Source organism: Mesorhizobium sp. CNPSo 4684, from assembly GCF_057784315.1.
Genome location: NZ_JBWLUX010000011.1, coordinates 92,756 through 105,589 on the forward strand (window position 1 = coordinate 92,756; position 12,834 = coordinate 105,589).

Sequence of the window (12,834 nt, forward strand, 5' to 3'; positions counted from 1 at the left end):
TACGCGACCTCGGCCACATTGCAATCGGACTCAGCCTGCTTCGGCCGGCTCGGGTTGTGATTGCTCGCCTGAAAGCATCCTCGACAGGCGGCTGCCGGCCTTCGCCTTCAACCTCTGATATTGCCCGACTTCGACGATCCGGCCGGTTTCGATCGCAACCACCCAGTCGGCGAAGGCGATCATCGACGGCCTGTGCGCGATGGTCAGGATCGTCATCGATCCGCGCAAGCCGTCGATCGATTTGGCGATCAGAGACTGGTTCTGCCAGTCGAGCGCGCTGGTCGCCTCGTCGAGAATGAGCAGCAAGGGCTTGCGCAGCAACGCGCGCGCCAGTGCAATGCGCTGGCGTTCGCCGCCTGAGAGCCGCACGCCACGGTCGCCGACCACCGTGTCGAGCCGCAGTTCCAGCTTTTCGACAAAGTCAGCGCCGTGCGCCGCGCGAAGTGCAGTCCACAACTCCGCGTCACTGGCTTGTGGCGCGGCAAGACGCAGATTGGCGGCGATCGTGTCGTGGAGCAGGAACACATCCTGCGGTACATACGCCACCCGATCGCGCCAATGCCGACGGTTCGTCGAATTGATCTCGACGCCATCGGCCAGGATCTTGCCTTCGCTCGGCTCCAGCAGGCCCAGCAGCATGTCGGCAAGCGTGCTCTTGCCCGAGCCTGACGGGCCGATCAGTGCCGTTACCTTGCCGGCGGGAAGACCGAAGGTGATGTCGCTCACCACCGGCTTGCCGCCGGGCTCATAGGCAAAGGAAACATTGCGGATGTTGAGCCCGATATCCAGCCACAGCTTGGCATCGGATTCGAGGTTCGCAGGCTCGCGCTCGGCGTCGAAACGCGCCTGCATGTCACGCATCGAGGCATAGGCAGGCAGATTGATCAGCACTTGCTGCGCTTGCATCTGCATATCCATGAAGCGCGGCGCAATGCGCATGAACACCAAAAGCAGCACGACGATCTCGGCCAGCGAGAGGTTGAAGCGAACCAGGGCGACGTAGATGAACAGGCTGAGCCCGATGACGCTGGCGACCTGGAACAAAGCGGTGCCGATGGTGCTGTTGCGCACATAGTTGATGTTGTCGGCCTTCATCTTCTCCAGTGTCGCGCGAAGCTGCGCGTAATAGGTCTCCTCGACATTCAGGCTCTTGGCCACCTTGATGCCGCCGAGGAACTCCGAGACCGTGCGGTACTGCTCCTGACGATTGGTGGTCAAAACCCGGCCGAAAGCGCTGGCTCGCGCACGAAACGGCTGCAGAGCCAGGAACGTGACGATGCCGACGACGATGGCGAAGGCCGTCATGACAGGCGAAATAAACAGCGAAACCACGAGATAGCCTGCCAGAAGCACAGCGATCTGCACCAGCATCAGCAGCGAGAAGGCGGCTGACTGAACGCGGTCGATGTCGCCGGTCAGCGCATGGTCGAGGTCGGAACTGCGCATGCGCGCAAAAATGCCCCACCGCGCTTTGCCGATGCTCTCGAACAGGTTCATGCGCAGGCGGTTGATGAAGTCGAGCAGCAGCCGCGCCATGTAGACGGATTTGTAGCGATTGAACGCTGCTTGCAACGCGACAAGCCCGACCAGCAGGCAAAGCACTGTCGTCAATTGCAACGTCCCGTCCGGCGCCAGCCAGCGCACGAAGTCGTTGTTCGGCAGCTTGACCGCAAAATTCTGCTCGGGCCGGCCGACCAGATGCAGCAGCGGCACCAAAAGCAGGATCGAGATGCCTTCCGTCAGGCTCCCCAGGATCAGGAACAGCAGCGCCGTCAGCGTCCTGCGCCCGCCAATCCGGGCCATGGCGGCGCCGAACCCGGCGACATCTCGGTAAAACGACAGTTGCAAGATCTTCGATACCGACATGTTGCTCACCGCGGCCGGTTGTCGGCGGCCAGATCGTTTTCGATCAGGGCGACGGCCTCGCCGATACGGTCGAGCCCGGTCGGCACTTCGAGGCGGCAGACGCCGATCTGGCTGGCGAGGGCTGCGCATTGGCGGAGGTGCGTCGTGGCAAAATCGCCGACCAGGGCCGGGCGACCGAACCGCGTCACATAGGAGAATTTGATGATAGCCGGCAGGGCGCCCATGTTCGGCAGCGGCGTAATCGCTGCCTTTTCGCCGCGCTCGAGGATGTAGATCCGCGTTGCCGGCACCATGTCGCTTGAAAATCCGCCACGCAGGCGATGCTGCATCTTGTCGATCGCCGCATGCACCTGCGGGCGTATCTCTGCTTGCCGGATGGGAAACGCGGCGGCGGCATCGGCGGCGAGCTTCAACTGCGGAAAGCCCGGAACGATCATCGGCTGTTCGGTGAGATCGAGCGCTACGACATCGTCGGTCAGCATGCGATGTCCGGCCCCGATCATAGCGCTTGCCGTCGTCGATTTGCCGGCGCCTTTGTCGCCCATGAAAACAGCGCTCTTGCCGCCGACGGCAATGGCGCTGGCATGCAGGATGAGCAGGCCGCGCTGGTGCAGGAGCAGCGCCATGACCGGGCCGAGCAGCGGAAACGCCAGCAGCGCATCGTCGACATCAGGCGCCGGCTCGACCTCGATGCGGCAGGCATCGGTGATCAGGAAGGCGCCGACGGTCTGCCATGCCAGATATTGCTGCCGCGGCTCGAAGCGGAAAGCAGTTCCAGTCTGGGGCGAAGGTTTTGGCAAGTCGATCGGGCCGACCGTGATCAGGACGTCGGCAGGAGCTGGTGCGCTCGGCTCCAGCTCGGGCAGCTCGATCTGCGAAGCGACCGTCAGGCCATAGGCCTTGTAGAAGCGCTGTACGCGGGGAGCACTTGGGTGCCGGTCATCGGCGGCGAGTGGCATGTTGGCTGGCATCATGCGTGGCTCTCGCGCAGTTGCACCTGCCTTAACCACAGCGACAGCGCGATCGAGCGCCAGACATACTGGACATCGGGCAATGTGGCGGCCTCAGGTTGGCTGGAAATGCGGCCATAGGCGGCGGTCACTTCGGGCAGGTTGACGTAAGGGGCAATCAGCGCCGCATCCGCCACCAGCACCTTGTCGAGGAGATCGCGGTGATTGCCGAGCATGCCTTTGACCAAATTGGAGGTGAAATCGATCTTGTCGCGCCGCCACTGCACCGCCGGCGGCAGAATTCCTTCCATGGCGCGCCGCAGCACCGAACGGCCAAAGCCTTGGTTCAGCTTTTCCGCGCCAGGCAGCGCCAGGCAGAACTCGACCAGCGGCATGTCCCAGAAGGGGTAGCGCGGCTCGACGCCGAAATTCGCCGCGGCCTTGTCGAGAACCTCGAAAGCGTGCGGTACCATCCCGTTCGACAGCAGCCAGCGATGGGTCAAGGTCTCGCTGGCGCTGACCGCGGGCGGCATGTAGCCAGCCCGGCGAAACCGCTCGACGAGGTCCGTCCGCATCGCCAGATCCGGATTGATCAGGCCGCGCCAGCTTGTCGCCGGCCGCCCAGTTGGACGGCGTCGTAATTTGCTCAGCGCGCGGTTCGCGAGCCGTTTGATTTTGGCGATGCGCCAGGCCGGCCCGTAAAGGGTGAGGAATTGATAGTAGAGGCCGAGCATGCCGTCGCCATAAGTGTTGGAAGCGCTGCGCAACTCGCGCCAAAGCTCCATCCATTTGCCGGCATCGGCGAGTTCGTGCAGATGGCCGTGGCCCTGCGAAACCACCTCGTCGCCGCCATGGCCGTCCAGAAGCACCTTCATGCCTTTGGCGCCGGCGGTTCTGTAGATGTCGCGGGTCAGCGACAGGCCAGGCGCCAGAAACGTTTCTTCCTGCTCTTCCAGGATGCGCTCGAACTCGGCGAAGGGCGCATAGTTGCCGACGGAAATCAGGGTGCCGTCGACCTTCTGCTGCGCAAGCACCGCCTCGATGAAAGGCCGCTCGTCCATCGGCGAGCCTTTTTCGAACACCAGCGAGAAAGTCGGCGGCCTCGGCTTTCGCTGCGCCGCATTCTGCATGCCCGCAACGCAAGCGATCGAGGAGGAATCGAGCCCTCCGCTCAGCATCGCGCCGACCGCCGGCGTGCCGCGCATGCGGTTGCGGACCGATTGCGTAAACAGATGGCGGAATTCCTCGGCAGCGTCCGCCCGCATCGGCCTTGGTGATGGCTCGATCTGCCAGTAGCGGCGCAACACTACCTGATTGCCGGTCACGGTCAGGCTGTGGCGCGCCGGCAGGCGGAAAATGTCGGCGTAGGCTGTTGACTGCGGATCGTCGGGCAGCCCAGCGAGAAATCCGGAAATCTGGTGTTCGCTGATGCGCATGTCGACGCCGTCGACATCGAGGATCGGCCCGATCTCCGAGGCAAAGACGAAGTGCCGGTCGCTCGAATGGTAGTAGAACGGTTTGACGCCGAAATGGTCGCGCACGCAAAACAGCTGCCGGCGCTCGCCATCCCAGAGGGCGAAGGCGAAGTCGCCCTGCAGATGTTCGGGGCAGGCTTCGCCCCAGCGCAGATAGGCGCGCATCAACAGCACGGCGTCAGCGACCGAACTGTCCCTGATGCCGAGCCTGGCCAGCAATTCGTCGCGATTGTCCAGCCGGCAGTCGACGGTGATCGCGAGCTTGCCGCCGGCCATCGTCAGCGGGCCGGGGCCGGCTTCATCGGTGGTGTTGAGCCAGGCGTGGCCAAGAACGACGCTTGCGTCCATCCACCACGAACTGCCGTCAGGCGCGCGATGCTGCATGCGGGCAAGCATGCGCTGGATGTCAGCCGCAGCGGCCGGCTTGCCTTCCTGCCTGAGCAGAATTCCGGCGACGCCGCTCATCGGTCACTGGCCGTGATCGACGAGATGGGTAAACCTGCCAAGCGAGCCGCCAAGCACGATGTGGTCTCCGCTGACCAGCCAGGCATGCGCCTTCAATTCAGTGCCGGTATCGCGCTCGATGCCGATGCGGATCTTCGAAGCGTTGCCCTGGCGGGCAAGCAAATACTGGCCGGAAAGCGCCTGGGTGAGGCAGCTTGCGCCCGGCACCAGCCGCGCCGCGGCCGCAACGCCCCAGGCGACGCGCCTGAGATCGCCGATGCCGGCCGGCGCGCTCGCGTCGAGCCGCGTCACCATGCTGCGAACTTTGTTGTACGAAAGCAGCGTCAGCCCCAGTCTCACCGCTGCAACCACCGCGAGGCAGTGGGCGAGGAAGAGCATCTCCGGCCAGCTCAGCGAGAAAACCCTGGAGCAATTCCAGGGAAAGTGCGTGCGGTTTTCCCGTCCGGAATTGCGTGAAAACAAAGAGATAGAGCGGTTCGCCGTTTCTGTGAAACGGTGAAACGCTCTAGACAAGTTCCTCATCATGGAGCCTCGCAAGCCCGGCGTCCGCCAGGCCTTTCAACAATCCGTCGACATCGGCCTTGCAGCGTTCGGGCTCGACATTGTAGCGCTCGAGCACGGCGCTGCGGATTTCCGCGATCGGCTTCGGCTGCTGGATCAGTTCCCAGATATAGGCCCCGACGCTGTTCAGGCTGTAATAGATGTTGGATCGCATATCGAGCAGCGCCAGGCCGTTGCCGAATTCGCAGGCAACCGCATCCGTGCTCGCGCTCACCCGATCATGCTCCGAGGGGTTCCAGTCCATCCTAAACCTCGCTCACACGACACTGCTCACCACACCAACGCTTCGGCAATTCCGGACAAGCGCAAGAGCCGGGGCCTGAGCCCCGACTCTCCTTAGTGCGCTCTGTTTCAGAGTCCGGACTTTGTCACCCCAACGAGAAGAGAGTCTCAGGAGAAGGTGAGTTCGCCGACCGGCGTATGTGCCGGAAAAGAGGCGTCGAGTGCCGTGGTGCCGCTACCGCCTTGCGTGATGGTCTCGATCGAGCCGTGGACCGTCAGGCTTGGGGTTTCGTACTCATGCTTTTCAACATTCTGTTCCATTTTACTCTCCGATACGGACTGGAAGCGGCCTGTCGATTGCCGGCAGCGATGTATTGCTGCACCGCAATAGCTGCATAGCAGCATTTATGAGTCAAGCCTGATTTACCCGCCGTTAATCAATTCTCGGTTGCGACCGCCTTCAATGGTGATCAAAATGCTTGCACCTGCACTCTAGCCGCGCATCCCAAGCGAATTCAACAATATATCCGTGGTGATTAATTAAGCATCTGATTTAATTACACTAAATTTTCTACTTGGAATGCCCGCCTTTTAGGCTCGAGCAAAGCCGCACGGAAATTGCTGCAGGCGTGCTGTCGGCCGATCCGATTCCGGCGACCCCTGTGCTGCGTTGCACAATTGTGCCGCTAAACGCTATGGTTGTGGTGAGGTCGGCTCCGAAGGAAAAACTGGACGCGGCAGCTTAATTTGGCGATGCTTTGCTTCGCACTTGCAATATAACGCGCCTCACAAAATTTTTGCGGAGATGCTGCAGCATATGGCCTTGCAGGAAGGGACCTTCGAGAGGTTGCGCGCCGCCGGCTGCGCCGACGAAGTGGCCTATGTGCAGGCGTGCCTGCGGCTGTTCTTCAACCCGGAGGCGAGCGCCAGCACTGCGCCTGCACCGGCTATCTCCGTTGCCGATGTCTGCGACATCGCGCGGCTGAACAAGGTCGCGACCTTTGTGCTGAAGGCGCTGTCGCGCCCACCCGTGGGCGAGACCCCGCCTGGGCTGCTCGAGTGGCTCGACACCTACCGCCGGCGCACGATCGCGATGAACTCGTCCGGCATCATGGACTCGATGGCCATCGACGAGGCGCTGCGCGACAGCAAGATCGATTTCGTCTTCCTGAAGGGACCGTTCCAGCAGCAACTGCTCTATGGCGACCATTTCATGAAGCCGTCCGGCGATGTCGACATATTGGTGTCGCCAGCCGGCTTCTTCAAAGCCCGCGATGCGCTGCGCTCGATCGGCTACGAGGTCGCCGGCAAGTCCCGCTCCGTCTGGTGGGTGCGGTTTTTGGGCGAACAGCATATGGTTCGCAGCCAGGGTCCTAAATTGTCCACCGTCGATCTCCACTATCGGCTGCAGCAGCCGGGATCGCCAAGCCCACGCGACACGGACGGCTTTCTGCGCCGCAAGCGCGCGCTTGCGATCGCCGGCTCCAGCGTACCTTTCATCTCGGGTTCCGACACCTTGCTCTTGTCCTGCATCAGTGTCGCCAAGGCGCTGTTCAACCGCGAGCCATGCGCGGGTTATGTCTGCGACATCAGGGCCGCGGCCAGCCGCCTAAGCGAGGCCGAGCAGCAGAATGTGCTCGACTACGCGGCCGAGCAGGGGCTGGCCGACACGCTGCTCCTGGGCTTGCGCGCCGCCGACGTGCTGCTTGGCGGCGCCGGCACGCTGCTCTCGGATCGGGCCACCAGGATCCTGTCACGCATCGGCAATGAAGACCTGTTCCACATGGTTATCGCGCCGTGGCTGTCGTCGCTGAGATGGCCGCAACGGCGCACCGTTTTGTGGGAACTATGCGGCCGCGAACCTGTCCGCTACCTGACCGAAGCAGGCTGGGCCGCGTCCGCCGACCTCAGCCGGCGGATCTTTGAGCGACCGGAAAGCCGGTGATGACGAGGGTCGTCAGACAGCAGGCAGAGAAAGTTCCGTCCCGATTCGCTGGCGATGGATCACGGGAGGATGAATCGGGATCCGGCGCCGTGCGCCGGAAGGGCGAGGGGCCTCGCAACAATTTATGCAATCGAAAGGCCACCCTATGTCCATGACAGAATCCCAGGTCTGCGTGATCATCGCGGCCCGCAACGCGGCCCGCACCATTCCCGCGGCCATCGCCTCGGCGCTGCGCGAGCCGGAGGTGGCGGAAGTCGTCGTCGTCGACGATGCCTCCACCGACGACACCGCAAAAGTCGCCACTGCCGCCGACGATGGCAGCGGCCGGCTGTCGGTTATCCGCCTCGACGTCAATCGCGGCCCTTCCTTCGCCCGCAACGCCGCCATTGCCGGCTCCAAATCGCCATTCATCAGCATTCTCGACGCCGACGACTTCTTCCTCGAGGGCCGGTTCCGCCAGCTGTTTGCCAGCACCGACTGGGATTTTGCCGCCGACAACATCATGCTGATCCGCGACGATACGGCGACCGATGTTTCCAAAATCGTCGCGCCGGCCTTTTCGGCGGATCCGGAGTTCCTCGACTTCGAGCGTTTCATCGAAGGCAACATTTCCAGGAGGCGCGTCCAGCGCGGCGAGCTCGGCTTTCTCAAGCCGGTCATTTCAAGGGCTTTCCTCGACAGGCATGAGCTGCGCTACGACGAAACCCTGCGTCTGGGCGAAGATTACGAACTCTATGCCCGTGCCTTTGCCCTCGGCGCGCGGTTCAAGGTCATCCGGTCCTGCGGCTACGGCGCGATCGTGCGCGCCGATTCGCTGAGTGGCCGGCACAAGACGCAGGATCTGAAGCGCCTGGCCGACGCCGATCTGGCGCTTCTCAAGATCGACAGCCTGCCGGAAGGCTCCAAGGCCGTTCTGCGCAAGCATGAGCGGCACGTGCGCGACAAATACCGGCTGCGCAATTTCCTCGATGTGAAGGCCGAGCGCGGCATGGCTTCTGCAGCCGCCTATGCGCTGGCCAGCCAGTCGAACCTCATTCCCATCGTTTGCGGTGTGGCCTCGGACAAGCTCGATGCGTTGTTTCGTCACGTAGGTTTGTCACCGAGACAGCAGCCGGTCCCGCCCTTGCGGTACCTGATGGCGGGGACCAGCACGTCCCCGAACAAGTAGGCCTCTCCAGTCCGCGGCAACGAGCACGGAAGCTGAAAAAAATGCCTTTCTGAAACTCGGAGGTTGCCTCCGCGTCCCGACGATGGCACTGTATGTTGCGGTGCAGCAATTTTGGAAGGCCAACCGGATGGCTTCAATTTTCGGCTTCAGGTCCAGGGACCCGGCCCGGGACAAGCAGACCGATCTGGCGCGTTTTGACCGTCTGGCAAAGTTGCTGGATCAGATCACGGCCGAGATCGCGGCTGAGAAAACCGGGCTGGAGAATCGCTATCGGTCGAAGTCCACCAACGCGGCCTTCCTGGTCGAGTCGATGGAGAATGGCTCGGCGTCGGCAAGCAGGATGTCTGAGATCGGCGAGTTGACGAAATCGATCCTGAACTGCGAACAACGCATCGCCGAATTGGTGCGCCAGACCAGCCGGATGAAGGAACTGCGTCATTCACTCGACGCGATTGTCGACGAGAATGCCTTGGGTCCTGATTCTCAGGCCGAAGACGTCAAATCCGCAGGCCGCTCCGGCTGAAGCCGGTAATACGAGGCACAAACGAGAAAGTTCGAGGGGACGGAGGATCGGGATCGGCCCGTTGGGATGTGGGCCAGTCGGTGACTTTGGGTTGGGGCGGAACAGCACAAAGGTGAATTGATATGAACGTAGATCCGAAGACGATCCCCATCATGGCCGTCGATGCCATGATTTCGGCGCAGCCAAATCGGCCGTTGCGTCTTCTGTCCGTTGGTGCGCTTCTGCTGGCGGCAGCCGCAGCTCTGTTCGGCGCCGCGCAGCCCTCCCGTGCCCAGGACGCCTCGCCGGAGATGAAAAGCGCGCCGTCCTTCGTCGACGATTTCAAGAGTTTCGATCGATCGCGCTGGTTTGTCTCCGACGGCTGGTCGAACGGCAACCATCAGAACTGCACCTGGTCGAAAAGCCTGGTCAAACTTTCCGACAACATGCTGACGCTCGGCTTCGAAAAGCGCAAATTGAAGGATCGCGAATTCGCCTGCGCCGAGATCCAGACCAAGCAGCGTTTTGGCTACGGAACCTATGAAGCGCGGATGAAGACGGACACCGGTTCCGGCCTCAACGCCGCTTTCTTCACCTATATCGGCCCCGCCGACAAACAGCCGTGGTACGAGATCGACTTCGAGGTCCTGACCAAGGACACCTCCAAGGTGCAGGTCAACAGCTACATCGCCGGCAAACCGAAGAACGAGAAGCTGGCCGAAGTCGAAGGCGGCACCGACAAGGGCTTCAACGACTACGCCTTCATCTGGGAAAAGGACCGGCTGCGCTGGTACGTCAACGGCAAGCTGGTCCAGGAAGTGACCAATCCCGAGCAATTGCCGACCCATTCGCAGAAGATATTCTTCAGCCTCTGGGGCAGCGACACGCTGACCAACTGGATGGGCGCTTTTTCGGATCCCGGCCGCCAGGTGTCGATGCAGGTGCAACGCGTCGCCTTCACCGCGCTCGGCCAGCCGTGCCAGTTTCCGGAATCGCTGGCATGTAGTGTAAGCAGCATAAAGTAGATCTGAACCGGCTCGGCCCATATCAGGCCAAAGGGCGTGAACAGGAATTAACCCGAATGAATTTGACGGTCTTTGGAATTGGCTATGTCGGTCTGGTGCAGGCCGCGGTGTTGGCGGAAGTCGGGCACCAGGTGGTGTGCGTCGATGTCGACGAAAAGAAAGTCGAAAGGCTCAACCAGGGCCTCGTGCCGATTTTCGAGCCGGGCCTGGAGGCTCTGGTCAAGGAGAACCACGCCGCCGGCCGCATTAAATTCACCACCGATGCCGCCGCCGCCGTTAAGCATGGCGAAATCCAGATGATCGCGGTCGGCACGCCACCCGGCGAGGACGGCTCGGCCGACCTCAAATATGTACTTGCGGTGGCCGAGACCATCGGCCGTGAGATGGACAGCCCCAAGATCGTGGTCGGCAAGTCGACCGTGCCGGTCGGCACCTGTGAAAAGGTCAAGGCCAAAATCGCCGAGACCCTGAAGGCGCGCGGCCGCCAGGATCTGGCTTTCGATGTCGCCTCCAATCCGGAATTCCTCAAGGAAGGCTCCGCCGTCGCCGACTGCATGAAGCCCGACCGCATCATCGTCGGTACCAACAGCGAGGACACCGAGGCGGTGATGCGCGAGCTTTATGCGCCGTTCAACCGCAACCACGAGAAGATGATCGTGATGGACGTGCGCAGCGCCGAATTCACGAAATACGCCGCCAATTGCATGCTGGCGACCAAGATTTCCTTCATGAACGAGATGGCCAATCTGGCCGAGCAGCTCGGCGCCGACATCGAGGAGGTGCGCAAGGGCATCGGCTCGGATCCGCGCATCGGCTACCACTTCATCTATCCCGGCCTCGGCTATGGCGGCTCGTGCTTCCCCAAGGATGTCCGCGCTTTGATCAAGACCGCCGAAGGCGTCAAGTTCGATGCCAAGCTGCTGCGCGCCGTCGAGGAGCGCAACAACGAGCAGAAATCCGTTCTGTTCGACAAGGTGCACCGCTATTTCAAGGGTAGCCTCAAAGGCAAGACCTTCGCGCTCTGGGGCCTCGCCTTCAAGCCCAACACCGACGACATGCGCGAGGCGCCGGCGCGCGTCCTGATGGAAGCGCTGTGGAAGGCCGGCGCCAAGGTGCAGGCCTATGATCCCGAGGCGATGCAGGAATGCCAGGCCATCTACGGCCTGCGCGACGATCTGCTTTTGTGCGGCACCAAGGAGGCAGCGTTGCGCGGCGCCGACGCGTTGCTGATCGCCACCGAGTGGAAGAGTTTCCGCGCCCCGTCCTTCGACGCGGTCAAGGATGCGCTGACCACGCCGGTCATTTTCGACGGCCGCAACCTCTACGATCCCAAGGTCATCGCCCGCCACGGCATCGAGTATTTCTCGATCGGCAGGATGGCCGCGTGAGGGCAGGGCGGCACAACGAGGAGCCAGGTTCATGAAAGTTCTGTTTGCAGGCGGCACCGGCTATACGCCGCAATTCAGCGGCGGCGTTCAGTCGAGCACCCACCACCTGGTCGAGCAATTACGTGAGAACGGTCACGAGGCATCCGTGCTGGCAGCGCTTTTCGGCGACGGCATGTTCGGCTTCAGGGCGCGCGCCAAGATGAAGCTCCTTCGTCAGCGCGCGGTCATCGACAATTTCCCGGGCTATCCGGTGGTGCGGGCGTGGTTTCCCTGGGAGGCGGCCGGCTTCGCCGTCGAAAAGTTGAGGCCGGATGTCGCGGTCGTGCAGTGCCACAATTCGGTTCCGATCGGCAAGGCGCTGCAGGCCAAAGGCGTGCCTGTCGTCGTCTACCTCAGGAACGTCGAATTCCACGAACTGGCCGGTGATCTGCGCGAACTGCATTCAGCGCTCTATATTGCCAATTCCGAGTTCACGGCGCGCACCTACAAGGCAAAATTCGATATCGATTCGACGGTCATCCCGCCGACCATCAATCCCGCGTTCTACAGCACACCGACGACCGGTGAATTTGTCACCCTCATCAATCCCTATGAGGAAAAAGGCTTCGATCTTGCAGTGCGCATTGCCGCCGCCTGTCCCGAGATCCCGTTCTTGTTCGTCGAAAGCTGGAAGCTCGACGACGATCATCGAGCCCGGATCGAAGCAACAATCTCTCCCCTCCAAAACGTCAAGCTGGAAGGCCGCACCAGCGACATGAAGACGGTCTACGGCCGCACGAAAATCCTGCTTGCGCCCAGCAAATGGGAAGAGGCCTGGGGCCGGGTGGCGTCGGAAGCGCATTGCAGCGGCATTCCTGTGGTCGGCTCGCGGCGCGGCGGGCTGCCGGAAGCGATCGGCTCCGGTGGCGTGGTGCTGGACTACGATGCCCCGCTCGCCGACTGGGTCGCAGCGGTCAGACGGCTGTGGAGCGACGAGGCCGAGTACAAGCGGCTGTCAGCGGCAGCACGTCAGTTTTCGGAGCGGCCGCAAATGAACCCGGACCGTCAGTTTGCCACGTTCATGGGCATGCTCGACAGCGCAAGGCGTCTCGGCCTGGAGCGCGCAGCCTAAACGCGTCGCGTTGGAATTCATCTGACACGCTGCGGCGCCGGGCGATGGCAGTCGCGCAAGGCTCCATGAGCCAGTTCCAGGCGTCGCGTGCCGATCCCTCCTGATCACTTTTGATTGCTGCAGTGCAATATTTTTGTGGCACCGCAACAATCAACG

12 protein-coding genes are annotated in these 12,834 nt (G+C 62.1%); 6 read left to right on the forward strand and 6 right to left on the reverse strand.

Going from position 1 to position 12,834, the window contains the following annotated elements:
• Nucleotides 1-30: 30 nt before the first annotated feature.
• The 6 genes from AC04SG_RS12160 to AC04SG_RS12185 all read right to left on the reverse strand — a co-directional run bounded on the left by AC04SG_RS12160 (nt 31) and on the right by AC04SG_RS12185 (nt 5,860).
• Entirely contained in the window at nt 31-1,866 is a 1,836-nt protein-coding gene (locus AC04SG_RS12160) for an ABC transporter ATP-binding protein (RefSeq protein ID WP_488551218.1), read from the reverse strand.
• Nucleotides 1,867-1,871: 5 nt separating this feature from the next.
• On the reverse strand, nt 1,872-2,840 hold the full coding sequence (locus AC04SG_RS12165) for a phosphoenolpyruvate carboxykinase (ATP) (RefSeq protein WP_488551219.1): 969 nt from the start codon (nt 2,838-2,840) through the stop codon (nt 1,872-1,874).
• Nucleotides 2,837-4,756, reverse strand: coding sequence for a lasso peptide isopeptide bond-forming cyclase (locus tag AC04SG_RS12170; RefSeq protein ID WP_488551220.1), 1,920 nt, complete (start codon nt 4,754-4,756; stop codon nt 2,837-2,839). The genes AC04SG_RS12165 and AC04SG_RS12170 overlap by 4 nt, the downstream gene beginning before the upstream one ends.
• 3 nt (nt 4,757-4,759) lie before the next feature.
• On the reverse strand, nt 4,760-5,134 hold the full coding sequence (locus AC04SG_RS12175) for a lasso peptide biosynthesis B2 protein (RefSeq protein ID WP_488551221.1): 375 nt from the start codon (nt 5,132-5,134) through the stop codon (nt 4,760-4,762).
• Nucleotides 5,135-5,261: 127 nt separating this feature from the next.
• Entirely contained in the window at nt 5,262-5,531 is a 270-nt protein-coding gene (locus tag AC04SG_RS12180) for a PqqD family protein (RefSeq protein ID WP_488551222.1), read from the reverse strand.
• Nucleotides 5,532-5,707: 176 nt separating this feature from the next.
• Entirely contained in the window at nt 5,708-5,860 is a 153-nt protein-coding gene (locus AC04SG_RS12185; RefSeq protein WP_023684233.1) for a lasso RiPP family leader peptide-containing protein, read from the reverse strand.
• 496 nt (nt 5,861-6,356) lie between these two features.
• Here AC04SG_RS12185 and AC04SG_RS12190 point away from each other — a divergent pair, with 496 nt between their 5' ends.
• The 6 genes from AC04SG_RS12190 (at nt 6,357) to AC04SG_RS12215 (ending at nt 12,678) form a co-directional block, all read left to right on the forward strand.
• Complete coding sequence (locus AC04SG_RS12190) at nt 6,357-7,484, forward strand: nucleotidyltransferase family protein (protein ID WP_488551223.1); 1,128 nt, start codon at nt 6,357-6,359, stop codon at nt 7,482-7,484.
• Between the two features lie 145 nt (nt 7,485-7,629).
• Nucleotides 7,630-8,652 carry a glycosyltransferase family 2 protein gene (locus AC04SG_RS12195; protein WP_488551224.1) on the forward strand — a complete coding sequence of 341 codons (1,023 nt, stop codon included), beginning with the start codon at nt 7,630-7,632 and terminating at the stop codon, nt 8,650-8,652.
• Between the two features lie 127 nt (nt 8,653-8,779).
• Complete coding sequence (locus tag AC04SG_RS12200) at nt 8,780-9,175, forward strand: hypothetical protein (RefSeq protein ID WP_192249500.1); 396 nt, start codon at nt 8,780-8,782, stop codon at nt 9,173-9,175.
• 122 nt (nt 9,176-9,297) lie between these two features.
• Nucleotides 9,298-10,179 (forward strand): endo-1,3-1,4-beta-glycanase ExoK, encoded by an 882-nt coding sequence (gene exoK, locus AC04SG_RS12205; protein WP_488551225.1) that lies wholly within the window; start codon nt 9,298-9,300, stop codon nt 10,177-10,179.
• A gap of 56 nt (nt 10,180-10,235) precedes the next feature.
• Nucleotides 10,236-11,567, forward strand: coding sequence for a UDP-glucose dehydrogenase family protein (locus AC04SG_RS12210; RefSeq protein ID WP_488551226.1), 1,332 nt, complete (start codon nt 10,236-10,238; stop codon nt 11,565-11,567).
• A 31-nt stretch (nt 11,568-11,598) separates the two neighbouring features.
• The gene (locus AC04SG_RS12215) at nt 11,599-12,678 is read left to right on the forward strand and encodes a glycosyltransferase (RefSeq protein WP_488551227.1); all 1,080 of its coding nucleotides are present in this window, start codon (nt 11,599-11,601) and stop codon (nt 12,676-12,678) included.
• The last annotated feature ends 156 nt before the right edge of the window (nt 12,679-12,834 follow it).

What these genes read in the sequence shown, in the direction of transcription:
- AC04SG_RS12195 (WP_488551224.1), top strand. Translation starts at nt 7,630, where the DNA reads ATGTCCATGACAGAATCCCAGGTCTGCGTGATCATCGCGGCCCGCAAC.
- AC04SG_RS12165 (WP_488551219.1), bottom strand. Translation starts at nt 2,840, where the DNA reads ATGATGCCAGCCAACATGCCACTCGCCGCCGATGACCGGCACCCAAGT.
- AC04SG_RS12200 (WP_192249500.1), top strand. Translation starts at nt 8,780, where the DNA reads ATGGCTTCAATTTTCGGCTTCAGGTCCAGGGACCCGGCCCGGGACAAG.
- AC04SG_RS12190 (WP_488551223.1), top strand. Translation starts at nt 6,357, where the DNA reads ATGGCCTTGCAGGAAGGGACCTTCGAGAGGTTGCGCGCCGCCGGCTGC.
- AC04SG_RS12175 (WP_488551221.1), bottom strand. Translation starts at nt 5,134, where the DNA reads ATGCTCTTCCTCGCCCACTGCCTCGCGGTGGTTGCAGCGGTGAGACTG.
- AC04SG_RS12170 (WP_488551220.1), bottom strand. Translation starts at nt 4,756, where the DNA reads ATGAGCGGCGTCGCCGGAATTCTGCTCAGGCAGGAAGGCAAGCCGGCC.
- AC04SG_RS12215 (WP_488551227.1), top strand. Translation starts at nt 11,599, where the DNA reads ATGAAAGTTCTGTTTGCAGGCGGCACCGGCTATACGCCGCAATTCAGC.
- AC04SG_RS12185 (WP_023684233.1), bottom strand. Translation starts at nt 5,860, where the DNA reads ATGGAACAGAATGTTGAAAAGCATGAGTACGAAACCCCAAGCCTGACG.
- AC04SG_RS12160 (WP_488551218.1), bottom strand. Translation starts at nt 1,866, where the DNA reads ATGTCGGTATCGAAGATCTTGCAACTGTCGTTTTACCGAGATGTCGCC.
- exoK (WP_488551225.1), top strand. Translation starts at nt 9,298, where the DNA reads ATGAACGTAGATCCGAAGACGATCCCCATCATGGCCGTCGATGCCATG.
- AC04SG_RS12210 (WP_488551226.1), top strand. Translation starts at nt 10,236, where the DNA reads ATGAATTTGACGGTCTTTGGAATTGGCTATGTCGGTCTGGTGCAGGCC.